This window comes from Streptomyces changchenzhani (assembly GCF_039766235.1).
In the GTDB taxonomy this organism is placed as follows: domain Bacteria; phylum Actinomycetota; class Actinomycetes; order Streptomycetales; family Streptomycetaceae; genus Streptomyces.
In genome coordinates this window covers 424,105-448,962 of sequence record NZ_JBDHNH010000003.1, presented here as the reverse complement: position 1 = coordinate 448,962, position 24,858 = coordinate 424,105, and the positions used below count along the sequence as shown (strand labels likewise).

Genomic DNA, 24,858 nt, shown 5'->3' with positions numbered 1-24,858 from the left:
AGCTCCTCGTTCGGGTGTTATGCACGGTCGTTCAGTATCTGGCGGAGCTTCTCGGCCAGGGAGCCGACGGGTTCCACGTTCCGCGTGCGGAGCCAGTCGTCGATCAGGCGCTCCAGCAGATCGGGCGTCAGGGGCCCGTCGTCGGAGTCGGGTACCACGTCGGGACCCAGCGCCACCAGGGCATCCCTCACGTCCTCCAGGGTGTCACGGTGGGCCGCGAGCCACGCCGCTTCCTGGTCGGCCGGCCCGTCCGAGGCGTCCGACCCGATACCGGTAGGCCGCCCCGTGGCGTCCAGGGCGTGCTCATCCGGGAACCTGCCGTCGACGGCCACGTGTTCACGCAGCTCGGCCTCGGTCAGCGGGGCGACACGCCAGTAGCGGCCCCAGTTGTCGACGTAGTCGAGATCCGGCGACTCCGGGGTGCCGCGCTCCCGCAGCTGGTCGAAGACCAGTTGGCAGCCCCGCATGATCTCGTGCAGGGAGTGGTGCCCCGCCGTCAGCATCTCGGCCAGCAACGCGATCCGCACCAGACCCAGGTCGAGGTCCAGACCCCACACATCGCGCATCGCCACGGCCTGTGTCATCAGCCGCTGCGACGAGCCGGACGTGCCGGCCAGAACCAGGCCGCCGGTCAGCTCGGTGGCGGCCTGGAAACGGCTGCTCATGGCGTAGTCCCAGCGGTTCCTTCCCGGAATCCATGCAATGTCCTCGTCGGGCATCAGCGCCCGCTCGGCCTCGCTCAGCGGCGGCCGTACGTCCTCGGGGCGCACCGGTGCCCGCAGCGTCCGCTCGGCCTCGGCGAGCAGGCGCGCCTGCTCCTCGGGCGGCATGCCGTGCCTTTGTGCGTGTACCTCGCGGTACGCGGTCATCGCGCTCGACCGCAGCCGTTCGCCGTATTCGTCGATGATCGACTGCGGCACCGGGGCGGGGGTGCCGAGCAGGTCGGAGATCAGCCCCCCGGCCGGGTGCGGGGCGCCGATCCACAGCAGGCCCATGCGCTCCCGCAGGTTGCCCGACTCCACCACGGCCTCGATCCGGTCCCGATCGGTGCCCACGGCGCCGTCGGTGGTGGGATCGGCCGAGCCGAGCTCCGCCCAGCGCCCCGCCGCCACGGCACGCTTCCACACCTCGCGCACCATCACGCCGAGCTGGGCGTTGGCGGCTTCGTCGTCGCCGAGATACCGGGCGAGCCGCTCCTCGAAGCGCTCGGCCTCCCCCAGGTAGTGGATGCGCGCCCGGATCCAGTCCGGCGCCTGCCGGGTCACCAGCTTCTGCCGTACGGACACCGGCGCGGAGGTGACGGCCTCCAGCACCCGGCGCAGCCGCGCCTCGCTCTCACCGGTGGTGTCGCCCGGTCCGTGCGGAAGTCCGGCGAGGTGGCGGTCGCCGTCGCGGACGAGGAGCGCGGGCGGTGCGGCCACGGCGGTGTCGTCGTCCGCGACGGCGCCGTGGAACGTCACCTGCCCGTCCGGGCCCACCACGGCCAGCTCGACGCCGAGCGCGCGGGGGGCCGTCGCCAGAACCACATCCGCCAGCGCTCCCGTGCCGTTCCCTCCTCCGTAGGAGGGGTCCCGCAGCAGCAGCCGGAACCGCTGGACCAGGCTCAGGTCGAGGCTTGGGGCCGGAAGTTGATTGCCGAGGAGGACCCCTTCCATGCGCTGGGAGGCGTTGATCCGCGCACCGATCTCGTCCAGCAGTTTCAGCGGGATCATCCGGCCCCCGTCCAGCGGAAGCGGCGTCTCCTGTGACAGGTCGTCGTCGGTAACGTTTCGCCCCAGCCAGTCGCGGAGGGCGTGGGGCGTGTCGATTCCGGCGTTCGTCAGCGCGTCGGGGGCCGCGTACCGGAGGGCCAGCAGGAGGGCGTCGGCCGGCCGGTCGCCCTCCCCCGGCGACTCGTGCAGCGCGAAGACGGTGCCGTCGAGTTCGGCGGCATACGGCCCGGTGCGCCGGTAGGTGCCGCGCGGCGCTGGCTCGTCGGGGCCGGGGGCCGTGTCCTCCCGGTCCGTGTCCTGCGCGTCCGTGATCTCCGCGACCCGCGGTGACGGTGCGTCGTCGGCGTTGCGGTAGGCCGTGGGCGGGTAGGGGGGCATCTCCCGCAGGGTGTAGTCGGCGTACTGCCACCCGGTCTCCGGGTCGGCGGCGATGTCGCGCGTCTCGATGTCCACGGCGAAGCCCGGTGCGTAGAGCACCTCGATCTCTTCGATCCACGGGGAAAAGGGGGTGACCAGTCGGCCCGTCGAGTGCGGGACATGCGCCAGCATCGGGTGCCGGTCCTCCGTGTCGTCCTCGTCGTCCCGCATGTACTCCATGGCCATGATCAGGTCTTCGGTGGTGCTGCGGAATCGCGGGATGAACATGGTGTCCGCCAGCGGTGAGTCGTCCGAGGTCTCCACCAGAGGGCCCGAGGCCCAGCCGCCCCACCACACCGGTCCGTTCAGGGGCGGCAGTATCTCCAGCGCCTCCACCGCCATGTCGACGTGCGCGGCCAGATCGGCGTACAGCCTGTCGGCGACCTGGTTCACCCGGCGCCGCGCCTCAGCGACGGCCGGCCCGTCCGCGTCCGGCCCCAGCTCGGTCAGGTCATCGATCACCTCGTTCAGGTCGAGGTTGTCCTTCAGCAGCTGCGGCAGGTCCGAATCCTCACCGGCGGCGACCTCCTGTGCGTACTTCCACACCCGCCTCCTGACCATCCATCGGCCGACCGCCTCACCGAAGCGGGTTCCCGTGACATAGATCTTGAACAGCGTGTGATCTTCGCCGGTGTAGAGGTACAACGCGGCCAGGTGCCCGGGGGCCAGGGCGCGGACAGCCTCCCGGCCCGCCTCGCCGAACCGCTCCAGCCACTCCGTGGCAGCCTCGACCCGATCGTCCTCGTTGTCCATCTGCCGCCCGGCCAGCGCGGCGTCCAGCGCCCTACGGATGTCCGCGGGCACAGAGACGCCGTACGTGGACACGAAACGGGTCCGGCTGTCGTACATCTGGTGGTGCGGCAGCGGTACGCCGAGGGAGAAGGCACGCTGGGCCCACCGGTGGAGACGTACCCCATCCCGGTCGACCACGGTGCGCTCCGCTTCGTCGCCCATGCCGAGCACGTGCGAGGCGCGCAACACCTCGGGCAGGGAGTGACTGTCACTCAGGATGGACCAGGCCACCAGCCCGTTACGGAAGGCCAGCAGCTCCGTTTCGCTCGCTCCGATCGCCCGGTAGGCCTGGAGCAGCCACAGAGCCGGGCCGACCGCCCCTCCGACGTACCGGAACCCGCGCGGGTCGTGCGCCGTACGGTACGCGCCCTGCCGGGGACCCCGGGGCCGCGGCGCCCACGGCGACCGGAGCCACCCGGGCAGGGTCCGGGACAGGGAGGTGGGCTCTCCACCGGCGTACGCCGCGTGGGCGAACGCGGACATCAGGTCGACCAGGGGCGGCCGGCTGTCCAGGAACCGGCCTACCGCGTCGGGCTCCCGGATCCAGTGCTCGGCCCGCGGCCCGTGGAAGAACGTCCGGTCCGCCGCCGCCGGGCCGTACCGCTGTGCCAGGAACTGGTGAAGCCGGGCGACAGCCGTCGCGACGGCTTGAACGGTCCCAAGGTTGGTGGCCACCCGCTGGGCGAGGGTGTACTCGAACCGCGCGCTGAGGTTGCGCCATTCTCGCTGTCCGTAGTACGACGCGAACCGCACCGTCTCGGGCAGCCCGGGGATCCGCCATCCGGGTACGGACCAGGGATTACGCGCGCCCGCGAGCGGGCCGGGTTCCGGGCCGGCGGACGCTGGAGGCTCGGGGAGACCCGGGAGCGGGGCGGCTCCGGCACGGCCGCGCGGGGAGATCCGCAGCCATGTCGTCGGGCTGCCGTCGGCGGCCTCCAGGAGGTGGATGTCGGCCGTGGCGCCGCCGTCCTCGTCCTGGCCGGGAGTGACCGCCACCCCGCCGGTGTTGATGTACACGTCCAGTTGGGTGGCCTCCGCGATGCCCTGCGCCCGGGCGACGGCGCGCGCCGGGGCGTCGGCGTCGCGTACGGCGCCGGGGTCGCACGCGAGGACCGTGACGCTGGTGAAGCCGGCCGCGGCCAGGTCGCCGCCGAGGAGACGCCCCACCGTCTCGTCGTCGGCGCCTACGGGTATGTCGTCCTGGCGGACGAGGGCGTAGCCGCTGTCCTTGCCATGGGACGCCCAGAAGAACGTGCCGGTACGGCCCGTGGCGGGCAGCGGGCGGCGGTGGGCTACCCGTTCACCGCCGGGGCCACGGTTCCACTGCGTGTAGGCAGTGGCCCCGGGCAGTCGGCCGTAGGGACGCTCACGCAACGACCAGTCGCGCCGTGAGAACGACGCCTTGCCGACGGTCCGCCCGTCCGCGCGGATCTCCTGGACCACTATCCCGTCCAGGGACCGGGCGCTCTCGTGTCCCTCCCAGGGCGCGTTCCAGAAGTCCGGCTCCGGGTAGGCCGGGGCCGCGGCTTCGGAGGGCGTGGGCGGGGCGGCGAGCGCCCGGCTGGTGGCGGCGGTCTCGGCGAGCAGGACGTGTTCGTAGCGACGGCCCGTCTCCGGATGCGTACGGAGCGAGCGGCGGAGCACCGTGAAGTCGGCCGGTTCGAGGTAGGCCACCGGCTCGCCCTCCGGGTCCCCGGCGAAGACCGAGACATCGCGGCCCGAGGAGCGTTTCACCTCGAAGACCACCGAATGCCAGCCCGCCGGCGGATCGCCGCCGGACCTCAGCCGGTCCAGCGCGGTCTCCTCCGTGCGCCGCGCCAAGTGGAACGAAGGGGTGGAGACCCCGTCAAGCAGACCGGGTGGTTCCGTGCCGTCCAGACCGGAGGGGAGGTCGCCGGGCAGCCAGGCCGCCCACCACACGGGGGCGTTCACGGGAGGCAGCCGGTCGAGCGCCTCGGAGACGAAGGCGGTGTGCTGGGACACCTCCGCCTCAATACGGGGGGCCAGTTCGCCGATCCGCTCCCCCATGGCGGGGAGCAGCGCGGCCAGCCGGTCCGAGCGGTCGGGAGCGGACTCCGCAATCGCCTTGGCCTGCGCGGCGAGGCCGCGGAAGCCGAGGTCGTTCATCAGCAGGACGGGGAAGGCGAAGCGGCCGTTGCGGAGTTCGCCGACGACGACGGACCGGGCCCGCACCACCGGGTCGGGCTTGCCCAGCAGTACGGCGTCCGGACCGCCCAGAAGGTGGAGGGCAGTGACGTGGGCGCGGTCCAGACCGTCGAGGGGCGAACCGCCGTGGCGGCGCTGCCAGTCGAGCAGCGCCTCCTCGCGTCCCAGCAGCCCTTCGGGGTCGAACTCCCCGGAGAGCAGCCTCTCACCGCGTTGTATGGCGATGATGAGACCGTCGGACACAGTGTCGGCCCCGGTGGCCCCCAGGGGAATCGGGCCGACTCCGGCGCCGTACAGGCGTCGGTGCGGCAACCGCAGGCTGTCGTCCGACCCTTGGGAGCCGGGGCGGGTACGAGGGGTCAGGGCACCGTCGGCCCATTGGTAGAGGTGGACCGCGTCGCCGAGAGCCGCGGCACGCTCGATGGTGTCCCCGAGGCCGAGAGTGTGGGAGGCGAGAAGGACCTCGATCAGGGAGTGGCGGTCCAGGGACAGCTGCCAGCTGATGACGGCCTCCCGGAAGGCCAGAACATCGGCCCGCCGCACGCCGGACAGCCGCGAGTAGCGCGACAGCGCGTCGCGGGCGACATCGGCGGGGCCATGGCCCACGGGGAAGCCCCGGTCGCGGTGGAACTCCCGGTACCAGTTGCCCTCCCGGTCCAGCGGCGTCGGAGGCGTGAACCAGACGGAGAGCCCCGTACCCCTCGCGTAGGCCTCCATCAGCTCCGGCAGCCCGGCGCCGCCGCCGGGGTCCAGCAGCCGTCGCAGGGCGGCGTCGAGGTCCACTCCCGCGTCGTCGTCGGAGGCGGAGAAGAACTTCGACGCGGCCTCTGCCTCGCCGAACTGGCCGATGGCAAACCGGTGGACGGCCCGCAGCGCCGCGCGGGCGGCGGCGGTGACCCGTGGATCGCCGGCCAGGGCGCGGCCAAGCGCCCGCTCCCAGCCGCGGGCGGCCTCCGGCCAGCGCGGATCGGCGTACACCGCGGCGAAACGTTCGGCGTGCCGTGACGGATCACGGGGTGCTTCGTCCTCGGTGCCGTCCTGGGCGCGCGGGGTGCGGATCAGCCACCGGGGAGCGGGGCGTCCCGGATCGTGTTCGAGTTCCAGCCCGTAGGGCGGGTCCGCGCCCTCGCCCCGCTCGTAGGTATCGCTGGGAGCCGTGGAGCCGACGGCATCGTGCCCGGTGCGGTCGGCCATCCGCTGGGCCAGCGGCCCGGCCCCGGCGGGCGAGCCGAAGACGACGAGCGCGGCGTTCTCCCCGGCGGCGGAGTCACGCAGCAGCTCGCGCAGGAAGCTGCCGACCTGTCCGGCGGTGGCGAGCTTGGATCCGTAGCGGGAGCCCACCTGGACCAGCCGACCGTCGCTGGGTGCGGCGAAGAACAGGGAGCCCTGGCTCCAGGGCACGGGGACGCGGTCGTCCTCCCACACCTCGGCCTCGGTGTCGTAGTACTTGAAGTAGGTGAGGCGGGGCAGGTGGGCGATCGCGTCGTGGCGCTCCGACCACTCCTGCGCCGTGTAACTGGTGACGCCGGACCAGGTGCCGTCGGGAGCGATGATAGGACGGGTGAGGATCTCCCGGTCCCACTGCTCCGGCGCGAGCAGGGCCGGAGCCGGCACGTCGCGCAGGATCACATGCACGTGGCTACGGCCCAGCGAGGCGTCGTAGCGGACCTCGCGGGACTCCTCCTCGAAACGGGTCTCCTCCGGGAACATCGTCTGCCGCGCCGCAGGCGTCCGGCTGAACGGCGCGATGTCCCGCGCGGAAGACCGGCGCACCTCGTACAGGACCGGGTGGCTCTCCCCCTGCGGCGGGCGGCCCGGCATCATGCGCAGCCCGACGCTCCGCGAGGCCGAGGCGATGTGGAAGGGGGGGCTGGTGAAGGAGAGTCCCGCCATGGGCCTCCCCCGGGCGTCCTCCAGGGTCCCGGCTTCCCAGGCGGACCAGTACACCGGCGCGTCCACCGGCGGCAGCAGGTGCAGGGCTTCGCGCCCCATGCGCCGCAGGAGGGCGACCTCCCCGCGTATCCCGGCCGCCACCTCGACGGCGCGCGCCGCGGCCCGCTGACCGATCTGGGCCAGTGCGGCAGCACGGTTCGGGGCCAGCGGCGGCACGCTCCTGGCCTGCCGCACCAGGGTCCGCAAGCGCGTGTCGCGCAGCAACGTCAGCGGGAACGCCTGGTCCGGAGCATTCTGGGCGATGCGCTGCTGGACCAGCGCGCCCACGGTCTGGCGCAGCCGGTTCAGTGACTCGGGGCCCGTCGTCAAGCGCGGGTCGGTCAGCGTGCCGTCCGGGCCGCTGATCAGATAGAGCGCGGGCACGTGCGCCGCGGTGACGTTGCGCAGCAGCGCCTGGGTCTCATGCCGCAGCAGCCAGTCACGCAGCGCCGAACGCCGCTCCCGGGCCGCCGGGCCCGTGGGCCACGGCAGCGTCCGCAGATCCTCGGCACTCCAGGTGCTTCCCTCCAGACCGGCGAGCTCGATGATGGCGGCGGGCTCGGCCGCGTTGCCGGTGATCCAGGGCGCGAGCCAGGCGGTGCGCTGCTGGTACATCCGCTGGTGGGGCAGGCGCAGCCGCTCGCGCAGGGTGCTGTAGTCGGCGAACTTCCAGCGCAGTTCGGGCTCGGAGTCGATGCGCTTTCCGGGCGCGAAGACGGCGTCGGCCCAGGCATACAGCCGGGCCGCCTCGACGTCCTTGGGCTCGGGCTCGGCCTCGTCGCGCACCCCGGCCGACTGGGCGGCCTCCAGTACCTCGGCCAGCGAGTGCTCGCCGAACATCAGGCGGGCCGCCAGCAGGGCGTTGCGCAGCCCCAGCAGCAGGGCGGGGTCGGTGCCGGGCAGGCTCTGGAACGCCCGGAGCAGCCATTGGACGCCTTCCGCGCGGCCGTTGGCGACGCCGTGACCCAGCCGGTCGTGCCGGTCCCGGTACCAGTGGCTGGAGCGCTTGTGCGGGGACGTGTCCTTGACCGAGGTGGGCTGGTTGTGGACATTCAGCTCGGGGCGGTTCCCCCACAGCCGGCTGAGCGAGGGCCCCGCTCCCTCGTTCGCGGACGCGTAGCCGGCGTCGACGAGCGCGAGCACGAATGTGCGCACGTTCACCGTCATGTCCTCGTCGAGCAGGAGGTCCATCATGGCCTGCGGGTCGTCCGCCTCGGACATCTCCTGGAAGAAGGCGGACGCCGCCGCGCGGGCGCCGAGGTGGTGCGACAGATAGGTGTACAGGATGCGGACAGCCGCACGCGCAGCGTCCCGCACGGCGGGTTCGTGGGCGAGCACCTCGCCCAGGGCTTTTTCGTACTCCCCACTCAGCCTCCACCAGCGTGGATCCGCGTAGAAGGAGCGGAGGATCTGCTGGTCACCGTCGGCCGGGTCGGCCGGAGCGACCGCGGGCCTCGGCGGCGCGGACGGCCGGTTGCCGGTTGCGTCCTTGACCACGGAGTACGCGTACTTCTGGCTCTTCGAGTCCCCGTTGTGTGTGCGGATGGTCCGGTCTTGGGCGAGGAAGAAGGAACCGGGCGGATAGAGGACCTCCGACTCGCTGGAATAGGCGGAGAACATGGCGATCTCCTTGCCCAGGGAGTCGGGAATCTCGAACACCCCGCGGTGGGTCTTCGACGGCGCGCGCTTCGTGGACAGTGCGAAGTCCAGGGCTTCGTCGATATCCAGGGAGGTGCTGCGGAAGAACGGCACCGAGATCACCGCGCCGTTGTACAAGGGCGAGTTGGCCGCCGGTCGGGCCAATGACCCGGGCACGCCCCGGTCGCCCCACCAGACGGTACGCCTCACCGGGGGGAGCAGTTCCAGGGCTTCGACGGCCATCTCGATGTGCACCTTCAGCTGACCGTGGAGCCCATCGGTGATCGCGTCGAGCCTACGACGCAGCCGCGACACCTCGGGGCTGGGTTCCAGGTCGGACAGGTCCAGCAACCCCTGCATCACCTCCGCGAAACCCGGCTGAGTCCGCAGCGTCAAGGGAACGAAGTTCTGCCATCCCTCCGCGTTGTGGACACCGCGCGTGACCATCGACCAGGCGACGGAGCGCAGCAGCCACCGGCCCGCGTGCCGTCCGAACCGCTCACCGTTCAGGAGCGCTTTCATGAGCCGGTAGTCGGACATGCTGTAGATGAACAGGGCGGTGACATGGGCCCGGGCCATCCTCAGCAGCGCGGCGCGGCCCTCCGCGCCGTACCGTGCCAGCCACTCTCGTGCCACGGTCATGCGCTCATCGTCGGGGAACGTCGAAGGGCCGCCGGAGAGAAGGACGTCGAGCATCGTCTGCAGGTCGTCCGGGCCGTCGAGTTCACCGGTCGCCTCGCGGGGATATCTCACGCCATCGCTGTACAGCGCCACGTGGGGTGCGCGCAGATGATTGCCGAGAGCGAGGCCCTGGGGGGTCTGCGGGATGTGCTGCCAGGGGACGAGGTGATCCCTGGCCCAACCGTGCGTACGGGCGGCGTCCCGCTCCGTCGCGATGCGCTCCTCCGCCCCGCCCATACCGATCAGGTGCGAGGCTCGCAGGACCTCGTGGAGGGACTGCACGCCCTCCGGGACCGCCCAGGCGATCAGCGCCGCGCGGAAGGTGCCCATCTCGGCGGGGGTGGCTCCGAGCTCATGGGTGCTCTGAAGCAGCCACAGCGCGGGCCCGTTCACACCTCCCACCTGTCGGAAGCCTCGGGCGTCGTGCCGCTGCCAACTCGCGCGGTCCGCGGGGTTGGGCCTCCTCAGTGGCTGTCCGGCGTAACGAATCCTGCCGGGAAGGGCGCGGCTGATGGTCGCGGGGCCGCCGACGTTGGCGAAGACCGCGTTGGCGTAGGCCCACATCAACTGGGACAGGGGAGCCGTGGCGCCCGGTCCCAAGAGCTGGGCGAGGGGTCCGCCCGGTGCCGCCCACATCGGGTGGTGCGGCGGGAAGAACGCCTGGGTGGCCGCCTCCTGCCCGTACCGCTGGACGAGGAACTGGTGCGCGCGGCCGACTGTCTGGCGCACCGTGGTGATCACATCGGGGTGCGCGGCCAGGAGCTGCGCAAGCGCGAACTCGAAGTCGACGCTCTTCTGCCGCCAGTGGGGGTTCCCGTAGTACCCGGTGAAACGAGGTGTGTCAGGCGCGCCGGTGACCCGCCAGGACGGGATCTGCATGCGCGGGTCGTCGTCGGACTCGTCGTCGGACTCGGATGCCTCGCCGGACTCGGACTCGGACTCGGCGTCAGGCTCGTATGCCTCGCCGGACTCGGACTTGGCGTCGGGCTCGGGTGCCTCGCCGGAGTTGGAATCGAGGTCCATGTCGCTGTCGGCGTTGATCAGTCCGGAGGCCGGGTAGTCGGCCTCGATCGGACGCCCGGTATCCGAGGCCGGTGCGCCGGTGCGTCGGTGGCCGGCCGGATACGCCGTCACCCACCCCGTGGCCCGCCCCTCGGAGTCCTCCAGCGCGTGTATCAGCGCCGGACCACCGTCGCGGCCGCCGGTCACCGCGGTACGGCCCACCTCCAGATGAACCGGCAGGCCCACCGCGTCCGCCAACCGCTCTGCCCGCTCCTTGGCCTCCGCCACGCTCCCGGGCATATCGCCGGGACCACACGCCAGCACGGTCACGCTACGGAAACCACGGCTCCGCGCACCTGCCAACAGCCGCCCCACGTACGCCCCGTCATCCCGCCGGACGCCGCCACCGTCCTCGGCGAGCGCCAGCCCCTCGGCCCCACCGTGCGACGCGAAGAAGAACGTCCCTCCGGCAGCCCCGCCACCCGGCAACGCCTTGAGCGTAGCCACCGGCCGGCCCCCGGCCTCACGCTCCCACGACACGAACCCCGTCGCACCGTCCAGCCGCGCGTACGCGTCCCGCCGCACCGCCCAGTCCGCGTCGTCGAACGACGCCATACCGATGCCCCGGCCGTCCGCCCCACGGATCTCCCGCGTCACCGGCGTGCCAGCGTTCGTGTCACCGTCCGCGTCGGATTCCATGTCGACATCCGAGTCGAAGTCAATGTCGACATCGAACATCTCGTCGTCGGAGGACCCGAGGTCGAAGAGGTCGTCCGCGACGGCACCGCCTTCGGCCGACGCCTCGGGAAGATGACGGACCCGCGAGGCAGCGGAGCGGCCGTCCGGCAGCGGAGTGGCCTCCTCGACCGTCTGGAGCTCGTGCGAGAGGCCCACCCTGACCCCGTCGACCCGCCGTCGACCGATGATGTCGAACCTCATGCCCGGCGGATACAGCGCCTCATTCTCCGTCGGATACGCGAAGAAGGGGGCGCCTTCCCGAGCCGTCGAGTTCCTGACCCGGACCACCGTGCGGTGCGAATGCCGGGGAACCGACCTGATGTTCATTGCGAACTCCCGCGCCTCCCCGACCCGAAGCGAGGTGCTGCGGAAGAACGGCACCTCGATCGTCTCGGCGCCGTAGACCGGGCCGTTCACCGAGGGCCGGTCCAACGGCCCTGGCGCCCCCCGGTCGCCCCACCAGACGTCTCCCCCGACCGGCGGCAGGATCTCCAGCGCCTCGATCGCCATGTCCACGTGCAGCTTCAGGTCGTCGTAGAGCTGGGCGGCGATGGCGTCCAGCCGGCGTCGGGAACGGGACAGCTCGGGGCTCGGTGTCTCCAGATCCGACAGCTCGCTCAGCTCGTCGAACACCTCCAGGAAAGAAAGATGACTGAGCACTATGAGCGGAAGCTCCCTGAGATCTTCCATGAGTACCGCGTCGCGCACCAGCCTCCAGGTGGTGAAGCGCACCAGGTGACGGCCCATGCCCGGGCCGAACCGCTCACCGTTGAGCAGCGCCTTCATCAGCCGGTAGTCGGGCCCGCTGTAGAGGTACAGGGCCGTGATGTGGGCGGGGGCGAGCCGCTTGAGCGCCTCGGTGCCGCGGCTTCCGTAACGGTCCAGCCACTTGGACATGGCCTTGAGCCGGCCGCTGGTCGCGGGCGGCAGTGTGCCGGCGAGCGCGACATCGACCATGGTGACCAGGGCGTCAGGCACATCCACGGTATCGGTGAGCTCTTCCGGGAACGTCATCCTCCCTCCGTACACGGCCCGGTGCGGCGGGATCAGGGCGGGGAGCCGGCGGTCGGCGGGGGCGAGCCGGAGCAGTCCGCCCTCCGCGATGTGGTCCAGCACCCAGTTGTGCAGACCGGCACCATCGCGACCCGTGGCGGTGCGCTCGTCCGGGTCGCCCAGGCCGATCAGGTGGGAGGCGCGCAGGATCTCGGGCAGGGATTGCAGGTCGGACGGGATCATCCAGGCGGTCAAAGCGGTACGGAACACCGGCAGCGTGGACGGCGGCAGGCCGAGCGCCGCGAACATCCGCAGCAGTCGCAGCGCGGGGCCGCGTTCGCCGCCCACCCGGCGGAAGCCGCGGCTGTCGTGCGCGGCGCGGTAGGCGCTGTCCGGCGCGTACCGCCCACGAGTGCCGTCGGGCCGTCGGGACAGCGCCGTCTCGACCTCGGACGGCAGCCCCGGACCGGCGTACGCGGCGTGGGTGAAGGCCGTCATCAGCCGGTCCAGCGTCTCCGGCCCCGGGGGCAGGGCGAGCAGCCGTTCCAGCTCCGCGCCCGGATCCTCCGGCATCGCGTCCCAGGCGAAGAAGGCGCGCCGCGTCCGCTCCTCGCCGTTGCGGGCGGCCAGCGCCCCGTGCAGTTCGCGGACCGCCCGTTTGGCCACCTGGGTGAGCTCGGGGACGCCGCTCAGCGCGTCGGCGAGGGCGAACTCGAAGGCGACGCTGCGCCGACGCCACTCACGGTCCCGTTGGAGGCCGGCGAACCGCACCGTGTCGGACCTGCCGGCCGGCTGCCAGGTCGACACCGACCAGGCGCCTCCCCCAGCGGCGTCGATGCCCTCGATCTCCTCCAGGGTCGCGTCCGCCCTGCTGGGCATGACGTTGTGCTGTTCGGGGGCCGGGTAGTCGACCGAGGCGGGAGTGCCGGTGTCCGTGCCCGAGGCCGCTGCCGGAGGAACCGGCCAGCCGTCCGGATGCTCCGTCACCCACTGAGTGGCCCGCCCCTCGGCGTCCTCCAGCAGATGCGGCAGCCCACCGGAGACCGCGGCACGGCCGACCGCCAGGTGAACCGGCAATCCCGCCTGGTTCGCCAGCCGCCGTGCCCGCGCCCTGGCCTCCGCCACGCCCATCGCCGCACCGCCGGGACCACACGCCAGCACCGTGACCCTGCGGAAACCACGACCCCGCACATCTCCCAACAGCCGCCCCGCATACGACCCGTCATCCCGCCGCACACCACCGTCCACGGTGACCACCGCAAGACCCTCGGGCCCACCGTGCGAAGCGAAGAAGAACGTCCCCCCCGCAGCCTCACCACCCGGCAACGCCTGGTGCGTCGCCACCGGCCGCCCCTCAGCGTCACGCTCCCACGACACAAACCCCGTCGCACCGTCCAGCCGCGCGTACGCGTCCCGCCGCACCGCCCAGTCCGCGTCATCGAACGACGCCACACCGACGACCCGGCCGTCCGCCCCACGAATCTCCCGCACCACCGGCGCGGGCCGGTCCTGCTCGGCGGTGTCGGCGGCCGGGCCGACGCGGAACAGGCCGTCCGGTGCGCCGAGCTCATGGAAAGCCGGAAGAGAGCGGTCGGACCCCTGCTCCTCGGGCGGCCTGGCCTCCTGGGCGGTGATGGACTCGTACGGCACCGCCCTCTCGCCACCCCGGACAACGCCCCGGCCGGCGATGCGGAAGAACGCACCCGGCGGATACGCGGCTTCCGCCTCGGAGATGAAGACCACGAACGGGCTGACCTCCCGCGCCGTGGAACGCGAGACATGCACCACTCCGCGATGCGAGTCGCCGGGTATCCCCTTGCTCCGTTGCATGAAGCCGAGTGCCGTACTGGACAGCAGCGATGTGCTGCGGAAGAACGGCATCGTGACCGTGTCCCGGCCGTAGATCGGCCCGTCCACCGGAGGCCCGTCCAGCGAACCCGGTATCCCGCGGTCGCCCCACCAGACGTCAGCGTCCACCGGCGGCAGGGTCTCCAGCGCCTCGATCGCCATGTCGACGTGCAGCGGCAGCTGCGCGTACACCCAGTCGGCCATCGCGTCCAGACGACGGCGCAGCCGTGCCACCCCGTTGGTGCGCGCCCCGAGGTCATCCACCTCCCACATCTGGTCGAACAGGTCGGCGAAACCGGGGTGCTTGCGGAGCATCATCGGTGCGAAGTCGGTCGCGCCGACCTCCGCCGCCTTCCGGGTCATCGACCAGACGCTGAGGCGTACCAGACGGCGGCTCATCCCCGCGCCGAACCGCTCACCGTTGAGGAACGCCTTCATCAGCCGGTAGTCGGGCCCGCTGTAGAGATGGATGGCCGTCAGGTGAGCCGGTGCCAGGCGCACCAGAGCCCGCCGACCCTCAGCACCGTAGCGGCGCAGCCACGCGTCGAGCGCCTGCCCCCTTCGGGTTTCCGACTGCGAAAACCCGGCGAGCGCGGCGTCGACCAAGTCCACCAGATCGTCCGGAAGGTCCAGCCCGCTGGGAGTGACGCTCCGGCCGTACGCCATCCGCTCGGCGTACAGAGCGCGATGCGGCGGGATCAACCGACTGCGGGGAGCGAACCTCTGGAGGCCAGCCTGCCGTGCGGAGTCGTGCGCCCAGTTGTGCAGCCCCGCGCCATCACGCAGCACAGCGCCGCGCTCCTCCGCGTTCCCCACCCCGAGCAGGTGGGAGGCGCGCAGAATCTCGTGCAACGACTGCAGATCGGCGGGGATCATCCAGGCGATGAGCACGCCGCGGAACGCGAGCAGCTGGGCAGGCGAGGCGCCGAGCGCGGCGTAGGTCCGCAGCAGCCGCAGTGCGGGACCACCCTCACCGCCCACCCGGCGGAAACCACGGCTGTCGTGGACCGCACGGTAGGCACTGCCCGGCGCATAACGCGCACGACCGCCGACCGGACGCGACAGCGCCTCGGCCAGCCCACCCGGCAGCCCCGCACCCGCGTACGCCGCGTAAGTGAGCGCGGTCATCAACTCGTCCAGCGTGAGCGGCCCGGAAGGCAGGGTCCGCAGCCGCTCCAGCGCAGCGGCGGGATCAGCCGGAACCGCGTCCGGCGCGAAGAAGGCACGCTGCGCCGGCGCCTCGCCGTGACGCGCGGCAAGCTCCCGCTGCATGCGGACCACGCCGTCACGGGCCGAGTCGGTGATCTGACGGAGCTGGCTCATCGCCCCGGCGAACGTGAACTCCAGGGCCACGCCTCGTTGCCGCCACTCACGGTCCTGGTACAGGCTCTCGAACCGCGCCCGGTCCGGCGATCCGGCGGGGCGCCAGGACGACACCGACCAGCCCGGATCACCCGTGGCGTCCGCCCGGTCGGCGGCGGAGACGGGGGCCATGTTGATCTGGACGGGCGCCGGGGAGGCGATACCGGTCCGGGCGTCCCGCTCCTCGGAGCCGGCACCGTCCTGGTCGACGGTGAGCGGAGTGCCGGGCGCGAAGTGGAACGTCCCGACGCCGGAGGCGTGCCGGATCCGCGGCGACAGCAGCGGATCGGACGAGGGCTCCCCCTCCGCACCGATCTTCAGCGCCCAGATGTCCGGCATCTGTGCCGACGCCGCCGGGGCCGACGGGGCGAAGGTGATCGTGGGGCCCGAGGACGCGGTGGACTGCCCGGGCGGGCTCATCGTCTGCCGGTTGGCCGCGGTCCACTGGCCGGGGGCCTGGGTGGCCGGATCCAGCAGGGTGACGATGCCGAGCGGGGCGGACGGAGCGGGGGCGGTCAGCGTCATGGGCGCGCTGTGGCTGACGGCGGGACGTCCGGTGCGCTCGAAGAACCGCTGCGCCAAGTGCCCCAGGGCTCCGGGGCCGGTGGTCAGGAACACGACGGGGCTGCTCAGGGGGGCGCTCCGCAGCGCCGGATCGAACGCCAGCAGTTCCAGGAACTCCGCCTCGGGCACCAGGACGCCGGGACGGCCGGGCAGTTGCAGGCCCAAGTTCCCCGCCTGGTCCACGTGGATCAGGTACAGGAGGGGCATGGGCTGCCCCGGACCGACCCAGACCGGCTGAACGGGCTGGGTGGCGGGTCCGCCCGGCCCCATGACCGTCTGATGGACGACGCCCCAGTTGACGCCCGCGGGGGCCTGCGCACCGCTGTAGTTGACGCCTTGGACGTGCTGCCCCTGCGTCAGTATCCGGCCCGGTGCGTAGGCGCCGCTCTCCGCCAGGTGGTAGGCGGCCAGCGCATCGTGGTTCGTGACGTCCACGCCCCCGGCGATGGCCTTGCCGCTCAGCGCCCAGAGCGTCTCCTGCTTCTGCCGGTCCCACGGGTCCGCGCCGGACAGATGGAGCACCCTGCGGCCGAGTGGCTCACGGTTCTCTTTCGGTGTGTCACCGAACAGCGTCTTGGCGGCGCGGGCGGTGGCCCAGAGGGTGGACGCCACATGCCGCGGGGTGAACGTCGCGGTGGGGGGCAGCGATTGCGTGTGCCGGATGAGCTGTTCGCCCTTGGCGGAGAGTTCGCCCAGCGTGAGTTGCAGGACCGGTGCCGACACCGCCTCAGTGAGTCGGGCCCCGAGGTCGGCCGTCACCCGGTCCCGGGCGAAGTCGAGCAGCGACCGGTACCCGGCCTCGTCCGGAGCCCTTCCGCTGTGCTCCCGGGTGAAGAAGTCCAGCATGTCCAGCCGGAACGGCGTGAACTGGTTGATCGCCGGATCGTTCGCCCGCATCCGCTCCAGCGCCACGATGCCCCGCATCGCCCGCTCGTACCGGCCGCCCGGCACCCCACGGTCGTCCTCGATCTCATTGCCGAACACCTGCCGCAGCGCCCGTACCAGCCGCAGTGTGGTCGCGCGCGCCTCCAACGGTCCGACACCGGGGATGGTGTCCACACCCTCGTCACGCGCCAGCTGGTCCAGCTCGTGCTCCAGCGGCTCGGGCCGGTAGGTGACCCGGCGTCCGGCTTCGCCACCGGGCGCGTCGATCACCACCCGGTCATGGGCGTCCAGGCCGGTGGGCCGAGTGACCGCAGTAGTCTCCCTCCGGCCCTCGTTGGCGGCGTACTGACCAAGCGGAACATCGTCCAGCGGGTCGTCGACGTGGGGCGCGGGCTGGGTCGCGGAAGTGTGCTGCCGCGGGTCGCCGTCCGACGCGCCCCAGCAGACCTCCAGGTGCAGCCGGTGGCCCGTCGGCAGCTCCCGCACCTCACGCAGCCCGCTGACGTACCGCCCGGCATCCCGCTTGCCCAGCCACACCGTCCAGCCGTCACGGAGGGCGAGCTTCAGCCGGCCCGGCTGCCCGTGGCCCGCGAAGACATAGACCGCCGGATCCGGTGTCACCTCTTCGGAGCCGACCACCCGGTGGCCGTCACCGGCCGGCGTCTTGTGCACAAGAAGTCGCATCCCGGGAAACGCCCTCAGCAGGCGCTCACGCGTACGCAGACTGTCCGTGACCGGTACCGAGATCCGGCCGAACCGCTCATGGTTCTCGTCGACCAGAGGCCGGCTGTACACGTCGCTGTCGCGGAACGTCGTCCCGTCCGACGCCGTCCACTCGCGGTCCTCGAACGGCACTGTCCTGGCCGGCGGATCGAACGGCACCCAGCCGCCGTACGGCAGGTTGGCGTCACCGTCGACTATGACCGGACGGTGGCCGCCGGCGGAGGCGTCGGCGACCATGCGCCCCTTGCCGCTCGGACCCCACACCTTCCGGTTCAGCCGGGTCGCCACCGCGCGCAATATGTCCAGATGCTGGTCCCCCGCTTCCGCCAGGACCAGCACCACCTCCACGTGCTCGGGCAGTCCGGCCAGCTCCGGATCGGCGGCCAGCGCGTCGGCCAGCCCCTCCGCGTCCAGCACCCGGCCGTCGGGCAGGTGCACCCGCCCGTTGCCGCCCTCGGCCCAGATGACATACGAGTCGTCCGGCCACGGCGCGTCCTCCTCCGACACGATCACCGGCGGCTTGCCGGGCCGGGTCTCGATGACCCGCACCTTCCCGGGCAGCACCTGGCTCACGGACTTCTCCGTCACGTTGCGGCCCTGTGGCCTGCCGGACGGTCCCCTCATCAGGGTTTCCGGCGCGAGCATGGGGTCGTTCGCGCCGGTGAAGCCACCCGACACGGCAGCGGGCGCGGGGGCGTTCACCGTGACGGGCGGCGCGGAGGGTCCCGGCGACGGTGCGAAGAGGGACATCTCCTCTGACGCCGATGACTGGGGGAGCAGCTTCGACGGCTTCCGGGTGGCCTGGGTCCAGTGGCCCGGGGCCTGGGTGGCCGGGTCCAGGAGAGCGACGATGCTGAGCGGGGCCGACGGATCGGCGGCGGTCAGCGTCATGGGCGCGCTGTAGCTGAAGGCGGGACGGCCGCTGCGCTGGGCGAACCGCTGCACCAGCTCCGGCCTCAGCACCCCGGGACCGGAGATCAGCAACAGGAGCGGTTGCTCGAGGTTGGCTGTGCGCATCCCCGGTTCCAGGCTCAGCAGTGCCAGGAACTCGTCGTCGGACACTTCGACCGGAGGCCCGCCGGGCAGGTGCAGGACCACGTTCCCGGCCTGGTTCACATGAACTAGGTTCAGGATGGGCTCGGGCAGCCCCGGTCCGGCCCATTTCGGCACGACCTGTTGGGTGGTGACCCCGCCCGGCCCCTGCGTCATCTGGTCCATGCTGCGCCAGTTGACCCCCGCGGGCGCTGGTAGCCCGCTCCAGTTGGCGCCCTGTATCGCCTGCCCCTGCCTCAGCAGATTGACCTTGACGAATGCAAACCCCTTCAGGTAGTAGGCGGCCAGCAGGTTGCGGTCAGTGACATCCAGACCCTCGGCGAGGGCCTTGGCGGTCAGCGCCCAGAGTGTTTTCTGCCTCGACAGGTCCCAGGTATCGGTGTCGGGCAGGTGGAGCACACCGCGGCCGTGTGCTTCCCGGTCCGCCGGCGGTATCTCGTTGAACAGCATCTTCGCGGCCCGGACCGTCGCCCAGAGGGTGGACGCCACCTGCCCCGGGCTCACCGCCGCCCCCACGGGCAGCCCCTGAACGGAACGCAGTATGGCCTCGCCCGAAGTGGCGAGCTCATTGAGCGTCACCATCAGAGCAGGCGCCGGCACCTCCGTGCTGAGCCGCGCATCGGGATCCGCGGCAACGCGGTCCCGGGCGAAGTCCAGAAGAGACTCAAAGGCGGCCGTGTCCGCGATCCCCCCACTGTGCTGCTGCGCGTAGAAGGCCAGCATGTCCATCCGCAGCAGGGTGACCCCGCTGAGCGCCGGATCGTTCGCACGCATCGTCTCCAGCGCGCCAATGCCCCGGACCAGCCGCTCATACCGGCCGCCCGGCACACCACGGTCCTTCTCGACGTCATTGCCGAAAACGCCCCGCAGCCCTCGCACCAGCCGCAATGCAGTCGACCGCGCCTCCGCCGGCACCGAACCCGGACCCCTGTGCAGACCCGCGTCACGCGCCAGCCCGTCCAACTCATGCTCAAGCGGCTCAGGCAGGAACGTGACGCGACGCCCCCTCTCCCCATCAGCCGCGGCGGTCATCACATGACTGCCACTCATCACACCGGTCGATCTGGTGGCCGCCTTGGTTTCCCGCCTGCTCTCGTTGGCGGCGTACTGACCGAACGGGACGTCTTCCAGGGGGTCGTCGACGTGAGGCAGGGGCCGGTTCGAGCCACGCAACTGACGCGGGTTGCCGTCCGAGGCGCTCCAGCAGACCTCCAGGCCCAGCCGGTGCCCTGGGGGCAGCTGGCGCACTTCGCGCAGCCCGGCGATGTAACGCGCGGCGTCCCGCTTGCCCAACCGCACCCTCCGGCCGTCACGGAGGACGAGCACCATCAGGCCCAGACTTCCGTGTGCGGTGAAGAGGTAGACCGCCGGATCAGGGGTTACTTTCTCGATCTCGCCATCCTGATGGCCGGCACCAGCCGGAATCTCGTGCACGAGCCGCCGCATGTCGAGGTACGACTTGAACCACTGCTCCGACCTCCGCAAGCTCTCGCCGTCCCGCGCCGAGATCCGGCCGAACCGCTCGTGGTCCTCGGAGACCAGGGGCCGGGTGTCCACGTCGCTGTCCCGGAACGTGATCCCGTCCAGCGCCGTCCACTCACGGTCCTCGAAGGGCAGCGCCGTGGCCAGGGGATCGTAGGGGGCCCAGAGACCGAACGCCTTTTTCGCGTCGCGGTCGACCAGCGCCGGAAGATGCGCGTTCCCCGACCCGTCACCGACCAGACGCCCCTCACCGCTGGGACCCACCACCCGCCGGCCCAGCCGGTTCGCCAACGTCTGCAGATCCAAGGACCGCTGCGCGAACGGCACAGCCAGAAGCACCGGCACGTTCTTCGGCAACCGCGCCAACTCGGGGTCGGCAGCCAGCACATCGGCCAGCGCCTCCGTGTCCAGCACCCGACCGTCCAAGACACGCACCCCGCCGGAGTCACCGTCCGCCGCGACGACATACGCCGAATCCGGCCACGGCGCGTCCTCCTCCGACACGATCTTCGCCAGCACACCCGGCCGCGTCTCGATCACACGCACCCGACCGGGCCGCACCCGGCTCACCGCCTTGCCCGCCCAGTTCCGCCCCTGCCCCGCACCCGACAGACCCGCCATCAAGGTCTGCGCCGACAGCAACGGATCGGTTCCGCCGGAACCCTCTTGCTGTGCGGCGGCCGGGTCTGCCGGGTCGGGCGAGCCCAAGATGCTGATGGAGCCCGAAGACTCCCCAGAAAGCTTCGACGGCTGCCGGGCGGCCTTGGTCCAGTGGCCCGGGGCCTGGGTGGCCGGGTCCAGGAGAGCGACGATGCTGAGCGGGGCCGACGGATCGGCGGCGGTCAGTGCGAGGGGCGCGTTGTAGCTGAAGGCGGGACGGCCGCTGCGCTGGGCGAACCGCTGCACCAGCTCCGGCCTCAGCACCCCGGGACCGGAGGTCAGGAACAGCACCGGAGTACCCAGCGGCGTTGTACGCAGCCCCGGGTCCAGGCTCAGCAGCGCCAGGAACTCCTCCTCCGACACCGGGAGCGGGCTACGGCCGGGCAGGTGCAGCACGATGTTCCCGGCCCGGTCCACATTGATCAGGTTCAGCAGTGGCATGGGCTGCCCCTGGCCGGCCCAGCCCGGCGCGACCTGTTGGGTAGTGGTTCCGCCGGTCCCGTTCGTCATCTGGCGCACGCTGCCCCAGTTGACGCCCGCGGGTGCGGATGTGCCGCTCCAGTTGACGCCCTGGACGTTCTGCCCTTGCCACAGCAGAGCGGCCGGACCGAACGCACCCGTCTGCTTCAAGTGGTAGGCGGCCAGCACATTGCCGTCGGTGACGTCCATGCCCTCAGCGATGGCCTTCGCCGCCAGCTCCCACAGCGTTTGCTGCTTCGCCCGGTCCCAGGTCTCGGTGTCGGGCAGATGGAGCACCTTGCGGCCGAACGCCTCCCGGTCCGGTCCCGGCACCTGCCCCATCCGCTGCCCGGCACGGGCTGTCGCCCACAGAGCGGACGCGACATCTTTGGGGCGCACCGGCGCATTGCCCGGCAATGCCTTCACGGCACGCACCACAGCTTCACCGCTGGTGGAGAACTGTCCGAGAGTCAGCCGCAGGGCAGGTGAATTGATCTCCTTGCTCAGCTCGGCATGCGGATTAGCCGCGATCTGGTCCCGAGCGAAGGTGAGCAATGCCAGATGGCCCGCCTCGTCCGGAGTCTTCCCCGTATGCGCCTGGGTCAGGAAATCCAGCATGTCCAGACGGAACGGGGTGCGGTTCTTCAGGTCCGGGTCATTCGCACGCATCGTCTCCAGCGCGCCGATGCCCTTGAGCACCTGCCGATACCGGAACGGATTGTCCTCGAACTTGCTGCCCAACGCGGTCCGCAACGCCCGCACCAGCCGCACAGTGGTCGCGCGCGTCTCCGGCGGCACATCACCCGGCCCCTTGTGTAGATCCATGTCGCGGGCCAGCTTGTCCAACTGGGCATCCGACGGGTCCGGACGGTAGGTGACCCGACGCCCGCGCTCACCATCGGCGCCGTCCAGAACTATCCGGACATCGTCATTCAGGCCAGTCGGCCGGGTGACCGCCGACGTCTCCCGTCCGCTCTCGTTCGCCAGGACATGACCGAACGGAATGTCTTCCAGCGGATCATCGACATGCGGCGCGGGAGCAGTTTCGGGGTGAGCCTGCGTCGGGTCGCCGTCCGACGCACCCCAGCACACCTCCGCGTACAGTCGATGCCCCGGCGGCAGCTCACGCACCTCGCGCAGACCCGCGACGTAACGGGCCGCATCCCTCTTGCCCAACCGCACGATGCGGCCGTCGCGGAGCGCCAGCGCCAGCCGACCGGGCTTTCCATGACCTGCGAACACATAGATCGCGGGATCCGGAGTCACCTCCTCGGACATCCCGTGGTGCCGACCGCCACCGGTCGGCACCAGATGCACAAGTCGCCGCATCTCCCGGAACTTCCGGAACCGCTGTTCCAGCCGCCGCAGACCGTCGCTGTCCGCGATCGAAATCCGCCCGTACCGCTCGTGGTCCTTCGAAACCATTGGCCGCGTATACACATCACTGTCACGGAACGTGGTGCCGTCCAGTGCCGTCCACCCACGGTCCTCGAACGGCGCCGCCGTCCTGGGGGTCGGATCGAACGGCACCCAAGCGCCGTACGGCAGATCCGCATCACGGTCGACCAGCCCCAGAACATGCGCGTTACCCGTTCCGTCGGGGATCAGACGCCCCTCACCACTGGGCGCCCACACCCTCCGGCCGAGCCGGCGGGCCACCCCGTCCAGATACTCGCTGCCCATGTTCGGGACAGCCAGCACCACGGGCACATCCTTCGGCAACGACGCCAACTCGGGGTCGGCGACCAGCACATCGGCCAGCGCCGCCGCGTCCAGCACGCGGCCGTCAGGGACCCGCACACCCCCGTTCTCACCCTGGCCCGCCACCACATACGCCGAATCCGGCCACGGCGCGTCCTCATCCGACACGATCAGCGGCGCCGCACCCGGACGAGTCTCATACAGCCGCACCCGGCCGGGCCGCACCCGGCTCACCGCCTTGCCCGTCCAGTTCCGCCCCTGCCCCGCACCCGACGGACCCGCCATCAGGGTCTGCGCCGACAGCAACGGATCGGTTCCGCCGGAACCCTCTTGCTGTGCGGCGGCCGGGTCTGCCGGGTCGGGCGAGCCCAAGATGCTGATGGAGCCCGAAGACTCCCCAGAAAGCTTCGACGGCTGCCGGGCGGCCTTGGTCCAGTGGCCCGGGGCCTGGGTGGCCGGGTCCAGGAGAGCGACGATGCTGAGCGGGGCCGACGGATCGGCGGCAGTCAGCATCAGCGGCGCGCCGTAGCTGAAGGCGGGACGGCCGCTGCGCTGGGCGAACCGCTGCACCAGCTCCGGCCGCAGAGCCCCGGGACCGGAGGCCAGGAACAGGACGGGAGTACCCAGGGGCGTTGTACGCAGCGCCGGGTCCAGGTCCAGCAGCGCCAGGAACTCGTCCTCCGACACCGGGAGCGGGGTGCGGCCGGGCAGGTGCAGCACGATGTTCCCGACCCGGTCCACATTGATCAGGTTCAGGATGGGGTCGGGCAGCCCCGGTCCGGCCCATTCCGGCACGACCTGTTGGACGGTGGTCCCGCCCGGCCCGTGCGTCATCTGGCGCACGCTGCGCCAGTTGACCCCCTCGGGCGCGGGCGTGTCGCTCCAATAGACGCCTTGGACGTTCTGCCCTTGCCACAGCAGAGCGGCAGGGCCGAACGCACCCGTCTGCTTCAAGTGGTAGGCGGCCAGCAGGTCGCGGTCGGTGACGTCCAGACCCTCGGCGAGGGCCTTGGCGGTCAGCGCCCAGAGTGTTTTCTGCCTCGACAGGTCCCAGGTATCGGTGTCGGGCAGGTGGAGCACACCGCGGCCGTGTGCTTCCCGGTCCGCCGGCGGTATCTCGTTGAACAGCATCTTCGCGGCCCGGACCGTCGCCCAGAGGGTGGACGCCACCTGCCCCGGGCTCACCGCCGCCCCCACGGGCAGCCCCTGAACGGAACGCAGTATGGCCTCGCCCGAAGTGGCGAGCTCATTGAGCGTCACCATCAGAGCAGGCGCCGGCACCTCCGTGCTGAGCCGGGCCCCGAGGTCTGCCGCGACGCGGTCCCGGGCGAAGTCCAGAAGAGACTCAAAGGCGGCCGTGTCCGCGATCCCCCCACTGTGCTGCTGCGCGTAGAAGGCCAGCATGTCCTCCCGCAGCGGGGTGACCCCGCTGAGCGCCGGATCGTTCGCACGCATCGTCTCCAGCGCGCCAATGCCCCGGACCAGCCGCTCATACCGGCCGCCCGGCACACCACGGTCCTTCTCGACGTCATTGCCGAAAACGCCCCGCAGCCCTCGCACCAGCCGCAATGCAGTCGACCGCGCCTCCGCCGGCACCGAACCCGGCCCCTTGTGCAGACCCGCGTCACGCGCCAGCCCGTCCAACTCATGCTCAAGCGGCTCAGGCAGGAACGTGACGCGACGCCCCCTCTCCCCATCAGCCGCGGCGATCAGCACCCGGTCTTTACTCGTCATGCCGGTCTGCGTGGTCGCCGAAGTGGTCTCCCGCCGACTCTCGTTGGCGGCGTACTGACCGAACGGAACGTCAGCCCAAGGGTCGTCTACGTGGGGCCGCGGACCGTGATTGGGGGGCTGCTGCTGCGGGTCGCCGTCCGAGGCGCTCCAGCAGACCTCCAGGCCCAGCCGGTGCCCTGGGGGCAGCTGGCGCACTTCGCGCAGCCCGGCGATGTAACGCGCGGCGTCCCGCTTGCCCAACCGCACGGTCCGGCCGTCGCGGAGGGCGAGCGTCATCCGGCCCGGATTCCCGTGACCAGCGTAGACATAGACCGCC

1 protein-coding gene (only partly in view) is annotated in these 24,858 nt (G+C 71.5%); it reads right to left on the bottom strand.

The window, feature by feature from the left end:
* Positions 1–17: 17 nt before the first annotated feature.
* On the bottom strand, positions 18–24,858 hold the 3' portion of the coding sequence (locus ABCR94_RS13295; protein WP_347119461.1) for a lonely Cys domain-containing protein. Its footprint extends 13,697 nt past the window's final position; the window shows 24,841 of its 38,538 coding nt (coding positions 13,698–38,538); its start codon lies beyond the right edge, outside the window — the gene reads right to left on this strand; it ends in the stop codon at positions 18–20.